The sequence below is a fragment of the Aquiflexum sp. TKW24L genome (assembly GCF_023502205.1).
Classification (GTDB): Bacteria; Bacteroidota; Bacteroidia; order Cytophagales; family Cyclobacteriaceae; genus Cognataquiflexum.
The window spans coordinates 14,794-30,959 of the sequence record NZ_JAMFLG010000046.1; the positions used below are offsets into that span (position 1 = coordinate 14,794).

Consider the following 16,166-nt stretch of genomic DNA (forward strand, 5'->3'; position numbering starts at 1 on the left):
AATTTAGTCGATTTACTACATGTAATCCTATCCCGTGATCAGGGTATTTTTACTAAAAAATCCCAAGTAAGCTTTGGGAAATAGAGGAGCCGATTAGAGTTTAAAATCAATTTTTTCCCTTTCTCTCAATCTATTAAGGACTATTTCCCTCAACTCAGTATTTGAAATTCTAAAAGGATGAAGAATAAGGGCAGCTTTTCGGATACATGCTTCGAATTCTCTTTTTGCCTTGGGGATTTTGGTAGCCACATTGTTAAACTGGAGTTCGTCCATAGTGTACCCTTGGTATTCCAGTTTCCAATAATCAATGGACTCAGGATTGGCAGGAAGCGGGATACTTCTCAGAATCCTGTCTGTTTCAAAAAAAGCGGTCTGCACAGGAACAGTCACCGTCCTTACCATGGCTTCTCCATCCGTGACCACGACTTTGAAGATTTTGTCTTGGGTCATGTCTACCAAGTCAAACCAATAAAGCGCCCTGACCACCATCTTGCACGAACCGGTAGTCAAAGCATCCATTTCCTTAACAAATCCTTGCCCTACCAGTTGGATCTTTCCATCCAGGACAGTGATTTCAATTGAAGAGGTCAATTTCCATGTTTTGGAGGCCCTCATAAGGTTTTTAATTTCCAAAAAAACCTTCTTGGCCTGTTTGGAGTCGATTTCAAAAATTACCATATCCTCAATTTTCCATCAAATTAGGAAATTCCAATTGAGGAGTTAATTGATTTTATTCCTTCCGACGCATATTGTCACACAATTAGAAATTCCACCAAGGAAAGGAGAAGAAGTGACTAAAGAAGTGGGTTGCATTATTATAGGCTTCCCGCCTAGGCGTATTTTAAAATTCCACTTTCCAGTTTCCAGGAATTTTTAATTCTTCATTTTTCATTAATTTTTCCCTCACCCTTTCCACACCTCCACAACCCTGACCGCACCGCCACTTTTGAGCGGATAAAATTGCCCATTGCTTTCTTGGAAAAAGTAGATACCTACCATCACCGTCCCCAAATAGTCTTGGAGTACGGGGTCATAGGAAATAGGAACTTCTCCTAACTGAGCTAAGGATTCATCCTGTTTATAATAATTTTCCTCACCAGAGAAAAAAGATTTTCCTTTGACTTTTGGTTTCTCGGGGACTTGGACAATCCCAATTTTGACTTGAAAATGACTTGCCCCTGCAGGTATAGCATTTTGATTGATGCGACCCACCTTTGAGAAATCAACTTTCACCATACCGGCTTCTTGATCTATTTGGACTATTGGCATTTGGCCTAGCAGGTTTTGAAGTTTGGCTTGCTTGGCGATTTCCATCCCTCTAAGCAGGCTGACATCTCCGGCAAGTAGGGTTCGTTTCCCCTTTCCGTGGATGCCGTCGGTCAGCATGATCTTCCTAAAAACCCCACTGAGTTGGGAATGTAAATACCCAGTATGGATTTGGTACAATAGGGGATGGGCCAAGTTTCTGAATGATGAGCTGAGCGGGGAAGCCCTTCCAAATTCATCATTCTCCTTTTTGGTTCCAACAAAAAACCTGCTCAGCCAATACCTTTTCCTGTTTTTTTGTCTTGCCTGCCGGGCAATGTTTTTCCCGTTCATCAGGTAAAATGTAATGCCACCAAGAGTGCCTACAAACTTGGTCCAACTTACGAGTTTAGCCATAGCTCCTTTATATCAAAGTACACCTTCTCTTACCCCTCCGTAGTAGTCCCCTTACACTTTGACCGTGTTTATACCGTGTTTTCACCGTGTTTGAGGAGGCTCCTAGTTCTATTCCTTAAGAGTTAAAGATAGTTGAAAACCTACTAAACTCACAATAGGCGTTTTATTTTTTCTACAATACTTTATGTTACATCCGACTGAAGAAGAATGTAAAAACTTGATGTCGCAATTTGCGACCTCAAGTTGGGGAGGACGGAAAACCCCTCCTTTTATGTTCACTAAACAAGGTGTGGCTACGCTTTTTACGGTACCTAATAGCCCCATCTTGGTGTAATTTGTAATTACACCGTTTTATTTTTTGGAATTTGTAATTCCATTTTCTCACAAGTTCAAACCTTTTAGGGTTGGTCGTTCAATCATCATCCATAAATTCCCCCGGTTCTACCGGGGGCTCCGCCATGGCGGACAGGTATTGAAAAGTTCGACCCCGTCCGGGGTCTTGAATATGGGATAATGCGGCTAGTTTAATGACCGCAAAGTGGTCTAACTTCTCAATTACCATGGGTGAAACCCATGGGGAACAAAAGATTCGAAGGGAACACAACGACCCTGAAGGGGTCGAACACATTTAACTTAATTCTTATGAAGTATGAATCCCACCTTCTACCAATCTGTTTTTCAATCACTCAATCCCCATAAATATCCTTTCCCATCGGATCCTGTCCAAACCTGCTCCTTCCACATTTTTTGAAAATAAAACCATTACCGGTTTGCCGACAATATGGTCCTCCGGTGCGAAGCCCCAATACCTCGAATCAATGGAATTGTCCCTGCTGTCACCCATCATAAAATAATAATCCTGTTGGAAGGTATATTGCTCCATGGACTTTCCTCCGATTTCCAACTTCCCATCGGAAATTCTCACTTGATCCTGACCTTCATGTTTCTGGATCAATTCTCCATAAAAGTTTAAAGTGGAGGCATTGATGGTAATTTGCATTCCCTTTTTTGGAACAGTAAATGGTCCATAATTGTCAATCGTCCAAGAATTTGCCATCGATGAAGGAAACAATTCCAAACCAGATGGGGAATCGGAAGCGAGGTTTAAAGAAATCGTAAAAGGTGCGGATTCCATTTTCTCTAACTGTTCACTTGTCAGCAAAAGGCTATATACCGGAGTATTTCCTTTTTCATATCCTAGAAACCAATAATCCTCACCCTCCAAACCTAAGGCTGCCATGTGATGGGATTGAAGAGGGTAGGAAGTCGACATTTCGTAGCGGAATTTCATACCGGGAGGATTTTCCATTGCCTTGCCATTGACAAAAATTTGTTTGTCCCTGATTTCAATCACATCCCCTGAAATCGCCACACAGCGCTTGACCAGATAAGTCATCAGGTCCAAAGGCTTTCTATAGGATCTAGGAGATCTTTGGGAGCATTGAAGACCACGGTTTCTCCTCTTTCCACTTCCCTCATTCCGGGGAGACGAAAAGTCGGGAATTGGATCCAGTCCAGGTAGGAAGGGATATCTGTGCCCCAGATTTTCTGATGTGTCAAAGGCACCTGCAAAGGCGTGGCAGGTGTCCTCGGCCCGTAATGGACTTTGCTCACCAAAATATAATCGCCAACCAGTAATGAGTTTTCCATCGAACTGGTCGGGATCACAAAAGCTTCCGCCAATGACCAACGGAACAAGGAGGCGACTATGACTGCAAAGACAAGGGCATTCCGCCATTCAATAAACATTGGTTTTTTTTGTGTGGAGGTTGATTTCATAGTTCGTTTAGAAAAGTTTCTCAATGAATAAAGATTAAACATAGAAATCCTAAAATTGAAAATGCTACTGAAAAACGCTGATTTAAGGCTAATTAACAAATGTGGTAGGCAGTTTATTACAATTTAACAATACTTAATCCTGAAAATGCAAGTCTGGAATCTCTTACTTCGTGGTACTACTCATATAATAAGTGTCACCTACCCCGATCATCGACAAATCCAGTCCATCAGCATGGATGGTCGGATTGATTGCTTTTTGATTTTGGGCAAAATTTGGATAAATAGTCAGAGTGGATATTAAAAAAATTGAAAGGATTGAAAATTTTTTCATGAGAGATTTTCTGAATTTGGGTTGGAAAATAACTTTTTTAGATACCTTTCGAAGGGTAATTGGGGGAAGTGGGGATGCTATTCAAGTATTTTATTATTTGCAGCAAATAGGATACGTTTATTTGCAAAAAAGGGAATCTTTTGACTTTGATTTTGAAAAATATTTAAAGGCTAAAGGTTACTTCTAATTCACAACTAATTGAAGGATTTGAGTTTATGCAAGGTGTTGGTTTCAAAGATGATAATGTAATTCCTCTTTTTCAATATACCTGGAGTGAACCTACTGGGATTTTCAATTGTCTATTTTCAAAAATTAACAATAAGCATCATTTGGTTATAATCCGCCTAAATCACCTGATCTATCCATTTATTTCCAATCTAACTCCTTTTATATAATATTCTCAAACCTTTCATTATACTTGGATTAGCTTTCGGAAATTTCAAAAAGAGGTATACGAAAATTTATTTCAAAAAAATTTATGAAAGTTTCCTTTGCAATTTGAAATGAAAAAATGATAACTTTAAAATCTCATAATTAATTTAGAAACCGTTTAACCTTTATTTAATTCTCTTTAAAATCTACTCTATGAAAAAGTTAATCGCTTTGTTCATGCTTTCCGGAATATTGATGTTTCCGGTGACTACGAAAGCTCAAGATGCAGCAGACACTGCCGCAGTTGAAACTCCTCAAGCTGCCGCTCCGGCACCAGTAATCGTCGATGACGAGGTCATCGCTGAAGAGCAAAGTTTCCACCAAGTTATCAAAGAAAAGTTCATCGAAGGTGATCCAACTTACATGTCTCCGGTATTGATCTGTTTGATTCTAGGTCTTGCTGTTGCACTTGAAAGAATTGTTACTTTGAACCTTTCTACCACAAACACAAAGAAATTATTGTCAAAAGTTGAGACTGCTTTGGAACAAGGCGGAATCGAAGCAGCAAAGGACGTAACCAAAAACACAAAAGGTCCGGTTGCATCTATCTTCACCCAAGGCTTAATGAGATATACAGAAGGTATTGAGATGGTTGAAAAATCCATCATCGCTTACGGATCTGTAGAAATGGGAAGATTGGAAAAAGGATTGGTTTGGATATCTCTATTCATCTCACTAGCTCCAATGTTGGGTTTCATGGGTACAGTTATCGGTATGATCGGTGCATTTGATGCCATCGAAGCTGCCGGTGATATCTCTCCTTCTTTGGTTGCCGGTGGTATCAAAATCGCCCTTTTAACAACTGTAGCAGGTTTGATCGTTGCGATCATTCTTCAATTGTTTTACAATTATCTAGTATCCAAAATCGATTCTTTAGTGAATGATATGGAAGATGCTTCCATTTCATTGGTAGACATCCTAGTGAAGCACAAATTGTCAAAATAATATTGATTGGGCAAATACCCAATTGATTCTTCACGTTAACTAAAGAAAAACTAATATGGATTCTATAGATATTTTCCTTTACGTAGCTGATTTTCTAGTAATTGTCGGAGTTATTTTAGCAGTGGTATTGCCATTGATAAAATCACTTGACGATCCTAAAAGTCTGCTAAAATCAGCATTAGCCGTTGTGGCTTTGGCAGTATTGTTCTTTATTGCCTATTCCATTTCCGATGGGGAGGTTACCGCTAAGTTTGCCCAAGCGCCTTTTAATTTAACAGAAGGCATGTCCAAATTTGTAGGTGGCTCCTTGATTATGACATATATAATGACACTTGTTGCATTGGCAGGTATAGTAATTACTGAAATCACTAAAGCAATAAAATAATGGCAAAAGGTAAAAGCAGAACATCTCAAGAGGTAAATGCAGGTTCCATGGCGGACATTGCTTTTCTGTTGCTTATCTTCTTCTTGGTCACTACTACCATTGCCTCTGATAAAGGGATTCAAAACCTACTTCCTCCTAAGCAAGATCCTAACGTTCCGCCACCGGATATAAAATTGAATGAAAGAAACATCTTCAATATCCTAGTGAATGCGAACGATCAGCTTCTTGTTGAAGGCGAATATGTAGACAATACAGAATTGCTTTCAGAGGACATTAAAGATTTTCTCTTAAATTTTGGTGCACCTGATGAGGATGCGGTAGCCTTATTTAACGGTCTTCCCCAATCTCTTAAAAGTAGAGCCAACAGAGACTCTAAATCATCTGATCATCCGATGAGTGGAGGTGCTGTTGTTTCTATCAAAACAAACAGAGGCACGAGCTACGAGAAATATCTTGAGGTACTTGACCAAGTAAAGAGAGCTTACTTTGAAATTTATGCAGAAAGAGTAGGATTGACTTCAGATCAATATAGAGCATTGACCGGGAAAAGTCCTGCTGAAAAAGCTTTGATTGACAGAGGTAAAGAAGGTATTCCAATGGCGATCTCAATTGCAGAACCAGATAAAATAGGAGGAAATTGATATGGGAAAGTTTAAGAAAAAAACCAAAACCTCGGAAAACATCCCGACCTCAGCACTACCTGATATCATCTTCATGCTTTTGTTCTTTTTCATGGTGACAACTGTGTTGAGAGAACAGGACATCTTGGTAGAACAAAAACTTCCACAAGCTACACAGCTTCAAAAATTGGAGAAAAAGACCTTGATTTCCTACCTTTTTGTTGGAAAGCCCAAGAATAGCAATCTCTATGGAACAGAACCAAGAGTACAGGCAAATGACGTGTTGATCAATACAAAGGATATTATCCTATGGGTGAATCAGGAAAAGGACAAATTATCTGAGGCTGAAAGAGATCAAATCACCATTTCAATGAAAGCTGATAGGGACGTGAAGATGGGCCCAATTTCAGATATTCAATTTGAATTGAGAGAGGCAGATGCTCGTAAATTATTATATGCATCGACCGGTAAGGTTCAGAATTAATTTAATTCAGATTTAAAAATATAAAGCTATCCCCCAGGGATAGCTTTTTTACTTTTGTTGAAAATGAATGTTTTGAAAATTGGCCAAAAGAAGAAAGTGCAGAATGCTTGGGCTATGTATGACTGGGCCAATTCTGTATATAGTTTGGTGATTACCTCCACGATTTTTCCTGTTTATTTTAATAGCGTCACTAAGTCGGAAGAATATGGGGATGTTGTTTCTTTTTTTGGTTTCAGGATTGTGAACACTGTTTTATACTCCTATTCTATTTCTTTCTCATTTTTGGTAATTGCTTTAATTTCTCCCTTGCTTTCCGGTATGGCCGATTATGGTGGTAAAAAGTTACTATTCATGAAAATCTTTGCCTATTTAGGTTCTACAGCCTGTTTGGGTTTGTTCTTTTTTGATGGGGATAATTTAGAGTATGGGATTATCTGTGCCGTTTTGGCTAGTATAGGCTATGCGGGTAGTATTGTTTTTTACAATGCATTTTTGCCTGAGATAGCAACTGAAGATGAATTTGATTTTCTGAGTGCCCGCGGCTTTGCCCTTGGGTATATTGGAAGTGTGATTTTATTGATATTGAATCTTTTCATGATTCAGAGCCCTGAAACCTTCGGCCTGTCGGATGGGGGAGATGCCGCTAGATGGTCTTTCTTAATCACTGGGATTTGGTGGGCAGGTTTTGCTCAGATTCCTTTTAAATATTTACCTGATAATCCTTATAATAGAAAAGTTAAGTCTGCTCTTTTTCTCAAAGGGTATCGGGAAATTAACAAAATCTTTAAGATTGTAAGAAAAACCAAAGTGATGCATAGGTTTCTTGCAGCGTTTTTTTTCTATAGCATGGGCGTGCAAACCGTTATGTATTTGGCAGCAACTTTTGGAGACAAGGAATTGGGTCTTCCCGGAGATAAATTGATCATCACAATTTTGATTATTCAGATTGTTGCAATCGGAGGTAGTTACCTTTTTGCCTACATTTCTAAGCTGTATGGGAATAAAATTTCCTTGGTAATCATGGTTTTTGTTTGGGTTTTAATCTGTGGTGCTGCCTATTATGTGGTCAGTGAATACCAATTTTATGCTTTGGCTTTTGTAGTAGGTATGGTGATGGGTGGGATTCAATCACTTTCACGGTCAACTTATTCCAAACTTATACCTGTAGAAACAACACAGCATGCATCTTACTTTAGTTTCTATGATGTTACTGAAAAACTTGCTGTTGTTTTAGGCACCTTTTCTTATGGCGTAATTGAGCAAATTACAGGAAACATGAGGAACAGTTCCTTGGCTTTAGGGTTGTTTTTCTTTGTAGGCCTTGGGTTTTTACTTCTTTTAAGAATTCCCAAACAGGATTTTCAAACCATTGTTGAAATAAAAAATGCTTGAGATTATTCCAGGAAATCGGGTTTCAGATTTGGATAAGGCTTATGTCCAATCAGCGGGAATTACATCCTGGGATTTGATGGAAAAGGCTGCTACCTCCTTTCTCAATTGGTTTTTACTAGAATATAAAGATCATGGTAAACGGGTTTTCATTTTTTGCGGACCTGGAAATAATGGCGGTGATGGTTTGGCTATAGCGAGGTTACTTCAAACGGAAGGTTTTTTGGTGACTGTTGTAACTTTTGAAGATCCATTAAATTGTAGCCATGACTATAAAATAAACTTCAACAAGCTTCCGATTGGTATTCGGGTGATTGGCTATGGAGAATTTGATGTTAATCTAGTTGACGATAACATATGTATTGATGCGATTTTTGGTGTTGGAATAAAAAGACCACTTTCTGGAAAATACCTTGAGACTGTCAACTCCCTTAACCAAACCCGAGCTGTAAAAATCTCTATTGACATGCCTTCAGGCATTCCATCTGACGGGGTATTTCTTGGGGATGCATTCAAGGCCGATATAACCTGTACTTTCCAATTCCCAAAACTTGGTCTTTTGGCTCCTGAACATGCTGAATATACAGGGGATATCAAAATTCTGGATATCGGAATTCCATCTGCATTTTTGGAATCCTTTGGTCAGAAAAAATATTTTGTACAAAAGGAGGATATCAAACCGTTGCATAAATATTCCCATAGGTTCAGTCACAAAGGAGATTTTGGCAGGATCCTCCTAGTAGGAGGTAGCAAAGGTAAAATGGGAGCCATCCTACTCAGCGCAAAGGCTGCTTTGCGGAGCGGGAGTGGTTTGGTCAATGTTTTTGCTCCATCTGATGAAAGAATGGTTTTGCAGGTCGGGGCTCCTGAAGTGATGGTTGCACAGGAAAATGTGATTCATGATCTCGCTCAGTTTGACGCCATCGGAATTGGACCTGGATGGGGTTTGGAAATTGAGCTTGATGATTTCCGAAAATTTCTAACTTCTTATAATTCGCCCATTGTTATCGATGCGGATGGTTTAAATCTTCTTTCAAAGAATAAATGTTTGTTGGAACATTTGCCTCCAAACAGCATTTTGACGCCGCATCTCAAAGAGTTTGAAAGACTTGTTGGTCCAAGCCGAGATCACTTGGAAAGGCTACAAAAGGCCTTAGATTTTTCCTTTAAATTTGGAATTTTTTTGGTCTTGAAAGGTGCTTTCACCTCGATATCTTGTCCAGACGGATCCCAATATTTTAATTCCTCGGGCAATAAGTATATGGCTACAGCAGGGGCTGGCGACGTGTTGACAGGAATGATTACCTCCTTTTTGGGACAAGGATATGAGCCTTTAAACGCTGCAATATGTGCCGTCTACCATCATGGTTTGGCAGGTGACTTAGCTGCAAAACAAAAAAGAAGAGGATTGATTGCTTCGGATATAATTGACTCAATTCCTGCTACATTTTTAGAACTCGGGATCGAATAATTTTTTTTCCACCAAATTAAGAACTTTAACAATTAGGCCGTGGTTGCATTACAAGTCTTTTCAATCTCATGAAAAAAGAAAAACTAATTCTTTGGACTCTAGCAGCAATCAATTTCACCCATATTGTGGATTTCATGATATTGATGCCCCTTGGCCCACAGTTGATGAGGATTTTTGAAATCACCCCGCGTGAATTCGGATTGTTGGTGTCATCCTACACACTCAGCGCCGGTGTAAGTAGTTTTTTGGGTGCTTTTGTTTTGGACAAATATGACAGAAGAACGATCCTTCTTTGGGTGTTTGTTGGATTCTTATTAGGTACAATTGCCTGTGCTCTTTCTCCTAATTATCCAATACTGTTGCTTTCAAGGATAATTTCAGGGGTTTTTGGAGGTCTTACCTCCGCATTGATCATGGCGATTATTGGGGATGTTGTACCTGACTCGCGTAGAGGTAAAGCCATGGGACTCGTTATGGCTGCATTTTCTGTGGCCTCAGTTGTTGGCGTGCCTTTTGGATTATTCATTGCCAGTATTTCCAATTGGCATGCGCCATTCATTTTTCTCTCGGGACTTTCGATAGTTATATTGATATTGATTTTCAGATACATCCCCTCAATAACCGATCACCTTTATAACCAACAAGTTAAACCAACTCCGATTCAGGTAATAAGACGGGTCACAGGAAACAGCAATCAAATGAGGGCAATTTCCCTTACCATCATGATGATGTTTGGTCAGTTTATGATCATCCCATTTTTGAGCCCATATATGGTAGCCAATGTTGGGTTTTCAGAAATTCAGTTGACGTACATCTATATGGCAGGAGGATTATTTACCATTTTCACCTCACCTTGGGTTGGGAAATTGACCGATAATCACGGGAAAATAAAAGTGTTTACAGTTTTTATGACCTTGAACATCATCCCCATTGGATTGATTACTCATTTGGGACAAACTCCAATTCCATTTGTTTTGATGATTTCAACCCTGTTTTTTGTGACTTCCAATGGAAGGATGGTTCCTGCCGCAGCTTTGATCACCGGAACAGCTAAACCCGAAAATAGAGGGAGTTTCTTAAGTTTCAATTCTGCCGTGCAGCAGCTGGCAGCAGGAATAGCGTCATTTGTTGCAGGATTGATCCTTGTTGAAGGAAACGGAGGGGTCTTGTTGAATTTCAATATTGTAGGTTATATGGCTATTTTTTTTAGCTTATTATGTATTCCTCTGGCGAGAAGGATCAAGGTCGTAGATATCGATGCGCCAATATTGGATTTGAATGAGTCTAAGGAATTGAAAATCGAAAAAATAGTATAGAAAAGCCCCTATTAAGTAATTGCTCAATAGGGGCTTGTTGATTTTTTAGGGTTGTTATCAATTAAAACTCGGCGTGTCCCGGAGTTCTTGGGAAGGCTATTACATCCCTAATATTTCCCATCCCTGTGACAAATAATACTAATCTTTCAAATCCAAGTCCAAATCCTGCATGGGGCGTAGATCCAAATCTCCTCGTATCAAGATACCACCACATTTCCTCAGTAGGGATATTCATTTCTTCCATTCTCTTGGTCAATTGGTCCAACCTTTCTTCTCTTTGTGATCCTCCGACAATCTCTCCAATTCCCGGGAATAAAATGTCCATTGCAGCCACGGTTTTTCCGTCATCGTTTTGTCTCATGTAAAACGCTTTGATGTCTTTTGGATAATCGGTGAGGATTACGGGCTTGTTGAAATGCTTTTCGACAAGGTATCGTTCATGCTCCGACTGCAAATCCACTCCCCATGATTCGACCAAATATTGAAATTTCTTCTTTTTATTATGGTTTGAATTTCGCAGGATATCAATAGCTTCTGTGTAGGTGATTCTTTGAAAGTCATTTTCAACCACAAATCTGAGCCTATCAAGAAGTCCCATTTCGCTTCTTTGGTCTGCTTTTTTAGCCAATTCTTCTTCTGCAGCCCGTTTGTCCAAAAACTCTAGGTCATCTTTGCAATTTTTTAAAGCATAGGAAATTACATATTTGAGAAAATCCTCTGCCAAATCTTGGTTGTCTTGGGCATCATAGAAGGCCATCTCTGGTTCTATCATCCAAAATTCAGCAAGATGCCTTGCCGTATTTGAATTTTCAGCCCTGAACGTAGGACCAAATGTATAGATGTCAGCCAAGCCCATTGCCGCAAGTTCACCTTCTAACTGACCTGATACGGTCAAGTTTGTTTCCTTTTCAAAGAAGTCCTCTTTGAAATCGATTTTTCCTTCATCCGTCAAGGGAGGATTCTTCAAATCCAGAATGGTAACTTTAAATGTCTCACCTGCACCTTCTGCATCCGAGGAGGTGATGATCGGTGTATGGATATAAAAGAAGCCTTTGTCATTGAAATATTTGTGAACAGCAAAAGCCAAAGCATGCCTTACCCTGAAAACTGCACCGAATGTATTGGTTCGGATTCTCAAGTGAGCAATCTCTCTGAGAAATTCCAGAGAATGTTTTTTGGGTTGGAGGGGATAGGATTCTGCATCTGCTTCTCCAAGAACGTCAATGGTCACCGCAGCTAATTCTGAATGCTGTCCTGCGCCTTGGGAGGCCACTATCTTTCCGGTGATTTTTAGGCAGGCGCCAGTAGTTACTTTTTTTAGTATATCTTCAGAAATAAAAACCGGATCTGCCACTACTTGGAAGTTGTTGATGGTAGATCCGTCATTGATGGCAATGAATGTCACATTTTTGTTGCTTCTCTTGGTTCTCACCCAGCCCATAATTGTCACATCCTGACCGATGAGGTCATTTTCGAGAAGATTTTTTATTTTGATTCTTTTATTGAAAGACATAGAAAAGAAAGATTGATTTTGAATGAATTATATCCACAATTGATGGATGATTAAAGGGAATGCAAAAAAACGATTAAATAAGCTTTTTATCAATAATTTGTTCTTATTTCCTAAATTTGAATTATTGAAAAATAAGATACACCGTTTTTAAATAGCCTTCATTCTAAATTCTTTTGAAATATATTTGAGTATGCAAAAATTACATTTAAGTCAGGTTCTTTCGCAAAAACTTTCTCCCCAGCAGATTCAATTCATCAAGCTGTTGCAGGTTCCGACTGCAGAATTGGAATCTCGTGTAGAGGAAGAGCTGGAAATCAATCCGGCACTTGAGGAAGGAAAGGAAGAAGACAGCAATGAATCAGAAGAGAACGAATATGAGGACAGCTTTGAAGAGGAATCAAGTTTTGAAGACAAGGATGTAAATATTGATGATTATCTAAGTGATGATTACAGTGGATACAAAATGCAGGGCGATGGCAATTACTCTCCCGATGAGGACGACAGAGAGGTTCCGATATCAGGTGGAGCTTCCCTACATGAGCAGCTGATTACCCAGCTGGGATTTTTGAAATTAAACGAAAGACAGAAGCTGATTGGCAGACAACTTATCGGTAGTATCGAGAATGACGGTTACATAAGGAGAGATCTTGAAGCTATTATCAACGATTTGGCCTTCAGTCAGAATATCGAAACAGACCTGGATGAAATTGAGGAGATTTTGAGAAAGATTCAAAATTTTGATCCTGCCGGGATTGCTGCAAGAAATCTTCAGGAATGTCTATTAATCCAGCTTGAAAGGAAAGAGCACCCCGACGATCCTGCTGTCCAAAATTCAATTAGAATCATCATTGATTGTTTTGAAGAGTTTACCAAAAAGCATTACACCAAAATTCAGAAAAAGCTTGACCTGAATGATGAAGACATTAAAGAGGCTGTCAATATGATTACGCGGCTCAATCCTAAGCCGGGCGGTACATCAGATGGCTTGATAAAGACCCAATATATCATCCCGGATTTTATTCTGAACAATGTCAATGGTAAGTTTGAGATCTCATTAAATTCAAAAAATGCACCTGAACTCCGTGTGAGTAGGTCTTATTCTGAGATGTTTGACGCTTATGACAAAAGTGATAAAAAGGACAAAAAACTGAAAGACACGGTCACATTTGTCAAACAAAAACTGGATGCTGCAAAGTGGTTTATAGATGCCATCAAGCAAAGACAGCAAACATTATTGAAAACCATGCAGGCAATTTTGGATTATCAGGAAGAATTTTTTGTAGATGGAGAGGAGACAAAGTTAAAGCCTATGATCTTGAAGGACATTGCTGACAAAATTGAAATGGACATTTCGACAGTTTCCCGTGTGGCAAACAGCAAATCGATACAAACCGAAGTTGGTATATTTCCCCTGAAATATTTTTTCTCGGAAGGTATAGCTACAGATTCTGGTGAGGACGTCAGTAATAAAGAGGTAAAAAGTGTTTTGCAGGCTATGGTGGATGGAGAGAGTAAAAAAAGACCGCTTTCTGATGATAAACTGGTCAAAATACTGAATGATAAAGGATATAATATCGCAAGGAGAACAGTTGCAAAATATAGAGAGCAGTTACAAATCCCTGTCGCTAGACTTAGAAAGGAACTATAAGTGGTACAAAAATTTGCATTGTTGCTTTCGTTTTTATTTCAGCCACTTTTAATTCCTACTTTGATTTTTTTATTCTTAATATTTGGTGTGCCTGAAGTATCTGCTTCTCAGTTCTATAATCAATGGATTATTCTGTTTATGGTATTTTTGACCACATTCATGATACCCGCATTGAGTATATTGTCTATGAAACTTACCGGCAATATTTCATCAGTACATCTTTACGATAAAGAAGAGCGCGTATTTCCATTTTCAATGGTCAGTCTTTTTTACGTCATATCAACCTATTTATTTTACTTGAAATTTCAAATTGAGCCTGTATTTATCCTCACTTTGGGGTGTATAACTATATGCGTCATTATACTTACAAGTATTACATTTTTTTGGAAAATAAGCGCACACATGACAGCTATTTCAGGCTTCTTGGCAATAATTATTGCAATTGCTTTAAAAAATCAAGGTTTAAATCTTCTTTACATTATGTTAGCCGTAATCATCCTATCAGGTATTATTGCTTCATCAAGGCTCTATCTCAATGCCCATGATCCTATGGAAATATTTGGTGGGTTCTTGTTGGGTTTTTCGATTTGCTTCAGCGGCTTCTTTCTGTACCTGTAAAAAAATGAGCTTATAGATCTTGACATATGCCGACGTAAAGCAGGCATACATTAATTAATTCATTGGTTTAAAATATTAACATGAGCACTTTTGACAGATAGCTAAGTGCAGTTATATGATTCTAGAAAGAGTTAAAATTAGCTTCCTTCTTTAATTGAGGGAAATCATATAGTTAAAATAAGGCAACAGAAACCCCAAAATTAAATTGAGTTGCTTGTGTATTGAATGGTCCTTTATTCTTTTGAAATACTTCATTAAGACCATAATACCCCCAAAGGTTAAATCCGGGGAATCCCAATCTAGCATGCACGCCATATCTGAACTGGTTGAAACCAAAATCCTGTCTGTCTTTGATTTTTCTTTCAAGGCCGGCTGGATTGGTATATGAAATCTTTGTCTGTGCTTGAAATAAGTAACCTACTTTTCCACCAAAAGCAAATCTGACACTTTTATCATAATTGTTTTTGTTGAAATGGTACCTAAATTCCAATGGTACTTCCAAGAAATTGATGCCTACATTGTTTACGCCCACATTGATGTTATTTCCATAAACCTCTGTTACAGGGAGCAATTTACTTGAATTTGGACCTATTTCAGGGTTGTTGAATAGATTTTTCCCCCCCTCAAAGGCAAATTTATCTGAAGCGATACCTATTCCTGGATTAAAAGTAAACCCGGATTTTTCTCCAATATTAATTGGATATTGATAATAGATGTTGAAGGTTCTGGATTTAAAAAATTCGGTATTCAACTCACTAGGTTTATTGTTTAGAGTATTAAAACCCAATTCTAAAAATAAATCGCCTTTTATATTTGGCCTACCGCCTATTGGCGTTTTTTCTCGTTTCTGAGCAAAAATAGATGTTACTATTATTAAATTAAGTAAAATTACTACTGTGAATCTTTTCATGAAGGGGTATTATATTTAAAATTGCGGCTAAATTATAAAATCATACTTGATTTGCGTTTCTTTTTGTCTTAATAATTCTTAATTGTTTTTTTGTGTATCCGCTTTCTTGCACCTAGACAAATAATCAATGGTTGGAGAAAGGACAGCAGTTCTGTGGCCGGTCGACTGTCGTCCGTGGAAGAGTATTCGCATCTCATAAAGTCTCTTCCATCCCAACGTGCAGCATTGCGAATACTCATATCGTTTTTCGAGAAATTTATTTTTGATTGTTAAAACAATTGAGCATGTTTTTGTTAATCCGGAATTCATAGCTACTTTTGTATCCCCATTACGGCTTCGTAGCTCAATTGAATAGAGCACTTGATTACGGCTCAAGAGGTTTCAGGTTTGAATCCTGACGAGGTCACACTTCACATCAATAAGAGATGTGGTATCAATTAAAAAGAAGGTTTTTGAGTGGTTTCATTCTTTACAGGGAACTCTGTTAAAATTAGAAAGAATTTTCCCCACAGATTCAACAAGTTAGATGAAACCGAATCTGAATATTGATTTTATTCAAGATTCTCTCTTGTAGAATTTATATTAATTCATACCTTTGCACTCCTGTTTGTAAGGAACGGAAAAAATACCCTAAGACAACGGTCTTACACTACCTTGAAGAGT

At 38.5% G+C, this 16,166-nt stretch carries 18 protein-coding genes and 1 tRNA gene; 12 read left to right on the forward strand and 7 right to left on the reverse strand.

Annotated features, from left to right (window positions below; translation table 11 throughout):
* Nucleotides 1-93: 93 nt before the first annotated feature.
* Together M3O96_RS19775 and M3O96_RS19780 are read right to left on the reverse strand one after the other, a co-directional pair.
* A complete protein-coding gene (locus M3O96_RS19775) occupies nucleotides 94-678 on the reverse strand; it encodes a hypothetical protein (RefSeq protein WP_249723653.1) in 585 nt (194 codons plus the stop codon).
* 225 nt (nucleotides 679-903) lie between these two features.
* Nucleotides 904-1,662, reverse strand: coding sequence for a hypothetical protein (locus M3O96_RS19780; RefSeq protein ID WP_249723655.1), 759 nt, complete (start codon nucleotides 1,660-1,662; stop codon nucleotides 904-906).
* A gap of 154 nt (nucleotides 1,663-1,816) precedes the next feature.
* Here M3O96_RS19780 and M3O96_RS22150 point away from each other — a divergent pair, with 154 nt between their 5' ends.
* Complete coding sequence (locus tag M3O96_RS22150; RefSeq protein WP_349630862.1) at nucleotides 1,817-1,996, forward strand: ORF6N domain-containing protein; 180 nt, start codon at nucleotides 1,817-1,819, stop codon at nucleotides 1,994-1,996.
* 348 nt (nucleotides 1,997-2,344) lie between these two features.
* Here M3O96_RS22150 and M3O96_RS19785 read toward each other — a convergent pair whose 3' ends face one another.
* The 3 genes from M3O96_RS19785 to M3O96_RS19795 form a co-directional block, all read right to left on the reverse strand.
* Nucleotides 2,345-3,058: a S26 family signal peptidase gene (locus tag M3O96_RS19785; RefSeq protein WP_249723656.1), complete on the reverse strand. Its 714-nt coding sequence runs from the start codon at nucleotides 3,056-3,058 to the stop codon at nucleotides 2,345-2,347.
* Nucleotides 3,058-3,441, reverse strand: coding sequence for a S26 family signal peptidase (locus M3O96_RS19790; RefSeq protein WP_249723658.1), 384 nt, complete (start codon nucleotides 3,439-3,441; stop codon nucleotides 3,058-3,060). Before M3O96_RS19790 ends, M3O96_RS19785 begins: the two co-directional genes overlap by 1 nt.
* Nucleotides 3,442-3,604: 163 nt before the next feature.
* Nucleotides 3,605-3,772, reverse strand: coding sequence for a hypothetical protein (locus tag M3O96_RS19795; RefSeq protein WP_249723660.1), 168 nt, complete (start codon nucleotides 3,770-3,772; stop codon nucleotides 3,605-3,607).
* On the opposite strand from M3O96_RS19795, the gene M3O96_RS19800 reads away from it, so the two are divergent.
* The 8 genes from M3O96_RS19800 (at nucleotide 3,771) to M3O96_RS19835 (ending at nucleotide 10,814) form a co-directional block, all read left to right on the forward strand.
* A complete protein-coding gene (locus M3O96_RS19800) occupies nucleotides 3,771-3,959 on the forward strand; it encodes a hypothetical protein (protein WP_249723662.1) in 189 nt (62 codons plus the stop codon). The genes M3O96_RS19795 and M3O96_RS19800 overlap by 2 nt on opposite strands.
* 398 nt (nucleotides 3,960-4,357) lie before the next feature.
* Nucleotides 4,358-5,149: a MotA/TolQ/ExbB proton channel family protein gene (locus tag M3O96_RS19805; RefSeq protein WP_249723664.1), complete on the forward strand. Its 792-nt coding sequence runs from the start codon at nucleotides 4,358-4,360 to the stop codon at nucleotides 5,147-5,149.
* A gap of 55 nt (nucleotides 5,150-5,204) precedes the next feature.
* On the forward strand, nucleotides 5,205-5,534 hold the full coding sequence (locus M3O96_RS19810; protein WP_249723666.1) for a hypothetical protein: 330 nt from the start codon (nucleotides 5,205-5,207) through the stop codon (nucleotides 5,532-5,534).
* Nucleotides 5,534-6,175 carry an ExbD/TolR family protein gene (locus tag M3O96_RS19815; protein ID WP_249723668.1) on the forward strand — a complete coding sequence of 214 codons (642 nt, stop codon included), beginning with the start codon at nucleotides 5,534-5,536 and terminating at the stop codon, nucleotides 6,173-6,175. The genes M3O96_RS19810 and M3O96_RS19815 overlap by 1 nt, the downstream gene beginning before the upstream one ends.
* 1 nt (nucleotide 6,176) lies before the next feature.
* Nucleotides 6,177-6,638, forward strand: coding sequence for an ExbD/TolR family protein (locus tag M3O96_RS19820; RefSeq protein ID WP_249723670.1), 462 nt, complete (start codon nucleotides 6,177-6,179; stop codon nucleotides 6,636-6,638).
* Nucleotides 6,639-6,701: 63 nt separating this feature from the next.
* Nucleotides 6,702-8,030 carry an MFS transporter gene (locus tag M3O96_RS19825; protein WP_249723674.1) on the forward strand — a complete coding sequence of 443 codons (1,329 nt, stop codon included), beginning with the start codon at nucleotides 6,702-6,704 and terminating at the stop codon, nucleotides 8,028-8,030.
* Nucleotides 8,023-9,498 (forward strand): NAD(P)H-hydrate dehydratase, encoded by a 1,476-nt coding sequence (locus M3O96_RS19830; protein ID WP_249723675.1) that lies wholly within the window; start codon nucleotides 8,023-8,025, stop codon nucleotides 9,496-9,498. Before M3O96_RS19825 ends, M3O96_RS19830 begins: the two co-directional genes overlap by 8 nt.
* Nucleotides 9,499-9,566: 68 nt before the next feature.
* On the forward strand, nucleotides 9,567-10,814 hold the full coding sequence (locus tag M3O96_RS19835) for an MFS transporter (protein WP_249723677.1): 1,248 nt from the start codon (nucleotides 9,567-9,569) through the stop codon (nucleotides 10,812-10,814).
* Between the two features lie 61 nt (nucleotides 10,815-10,875).
* Here M3O96_RS19835 and asnS read toward each other — a convergent pair whose 3' ends face one another.
* Nucleotides 10,876-12,327, reverse strand: coding sequence for an asparagine--tRNA ligase (asnS, locus tag M3O96_RS19840; protein WP_249723685.1), 1,452 nt, complete (start codon nucleotides 12,325-12,327; stop codon nucleotides 10,876-10,878).
* Between the two features lie 190 nt (nucleotides 12,328-12,517).
* On the opposite strand from asnS, the gene rpoN reads away from it, so the two are divergent.
* Together rpoN and M3O96_RS19850 are read left to right on the forward strand one after the other, a co-directional pair.
* Nucleotides 12,518-13,975 (forward strand): RNA polymerase factor sigma-54, encoded by a 1,458-nt coding sequence (gene rpoN, locus M3O96_RS19845; protein ID WP_249723691.1) that lies wholly within the window; start codon nucleotides 12,518-12,520, stop codon nucleotides 13,973-13,975.
* Nucleotides 13,976-14,593: a phosphatase PAP2 family protein gene (locus tag M3O96_RS19850; protein WP_249723692.1), complete on the forward strand. Its 618-nt coding sequence runs from the start codon at nucleotides 13,976-13,978 to the stop codon at nucleotides 14,591-14,593. It begins immediately after the preceding gene.
* A gap of 172 nt (nucleotides 14,594-14,765) precedes the next feature.
* Here the strand turns inward: M3O96_RS19850 and M3O96_RS19855 are convergent, their stop codons facing one another.
* The gene (locus M3O96_RS19855; RefSeq protein WP_249723694.1) at nucleotides 14,766-15,503 is read right to left on the reverse strand and encodes a porin family protein; all 738 of its coding nucleotides are present in this window, start codon (nucleotides 15,501-15,503) and stop codon (nucleotides 14,766-14,768) included.
* Nucleotides 15,504-15,835: 332 nt separating this feature from the next.
* Here M3O96_RS19855 and M3O96_RS19860 point away from each other — a divergent pair.
* Nucleotides 15,836-15,909, forward strand: a tRNA-Arg gene (locus M3O96_RS19860).
* Nucleotides 15,910-16,166 lie beyond the last annotated feature (257 nt).

What these genes read in the sequence shown, in the direction of transcription:
- M3O96_RS19775 (WP_249723653.1), bottom strand. Translation starts at nt 678, where the DNA reads ATGGTAATTTTTGAAATCGACTCCAAACAGGCCAAGAAGGTTTTTTTG.
- M3O96_RS19780 (WP_249723655.1), bottom strand. Translation starts at nt 1,662, where the DNA reads ATGGCTAAACTCGTAAGTTGGACCAAGTTTGTAGGCACTCTTGGTGGC.
- M3O96_RS19785 (WP_249723656.1), bottom strand. Translation starts at nt 3,058, where the DNA reads ATGACTTATCTGGTCAAGCGCTGTGTGGCGATTTCAGGGGATGTGATT.
- M3O96_RS19790 (WP_249723658.1), bottom strand. Translation starts at nt 3,441, where the DNA reads ATGAAATCAACCTCCACACAAAAAAAACCAATGTTTATTGAATGGCGG.
- M3O96_RS19800 (WP_249723662.1), top strand. Translation starts at nt 3,771, where the DNA reads ATGAGAGATTTTCTGAATTTGGGTTGGAAAATAACTTTTTTAGATACC.
- M3O96_RS19795 (WP_249723660.1), bottom strand. Translation starts at nt 3,772, where the DNA reads ATGAAAAAATTTTCAATCCTTTCAATTTTTTTAATATCCACTCTGACT.
- M3O96_RS19805 (WP_249723664.1), top strand. Translation starts at nt 4,358, where the DNA reads ATGAAAAAGTTAATCGCTTTGTTCATGCTTTCCGGAATATTGATGTTT.
- M3O96_RS19810 (WP_249723666.1), top strand. Translation starts at nt 5,205, where the DNA reads ATGGATTCTATAGATATTTTCCTTTACGTAGCTGATTTTCTAGTAATT.
- M3O96_RS19815 (WP_249723668.1), top strand. Translation starts at nt 5,534, where the DNA reads ATGGCAAAAGGTAAAAGCAGAACATCTCAAGAGGTAAATGCAGGTTCC.
- M3O96_RS19820 (WP_249723670.1), top strand. Translation starts at nt 6,177, where the DNA reads ATGGGAAAGTTTAAGAAAAAAACCAAAACCTCGGAAAACATCCCGACC.
- M3O96_RS19825 (WP_249723674.1), top strand. Translation starts at nt 6,702, where the DNA reads ATGAATGTTTTGAAAATTGGCCAAAAGAAGAAAGTGCAGAATGCTTGG.
- M3O96_RS19830 (WP_249723675.1), top strand. Translation starts at nt 8,023, where the DNA reads ATGCTTGAGATTATTCCAGGAAATCGGGTTTCAGATTTGGATAAGGCT.
- M3O96_RS19835 (WP_249723677.1), top strand. Translation starts at nt 9,567, where the DNA reads ATGAAAAAAGAAAAACTAATTCTTTGGACTCTAGCAGCAATCAATTTC.
- asnS (WP_249723685.1), bottom strand. Translation starts at nt 12,327, where the DNA reads ATGTCTTTCAATAAAAGAATCAAAATAAAAAATCTTCTCGAAAATGAC.
- rpoN (WP_249723691.1), top strand. Translation starts at nt 12,518, where the DNA reads ATGCAAAAATTACATTTAAGTCAGGTTCTTTCGCAAAAACTTTCTCCC.
- M3O96_RS19855 (WP_249723694.1), bottom strand. Translation starts at nt 15,503, where the DNA reads ATGAAAAGATTCACAGTAGTAATTTTACTTAATTTAATAATAGTAACA.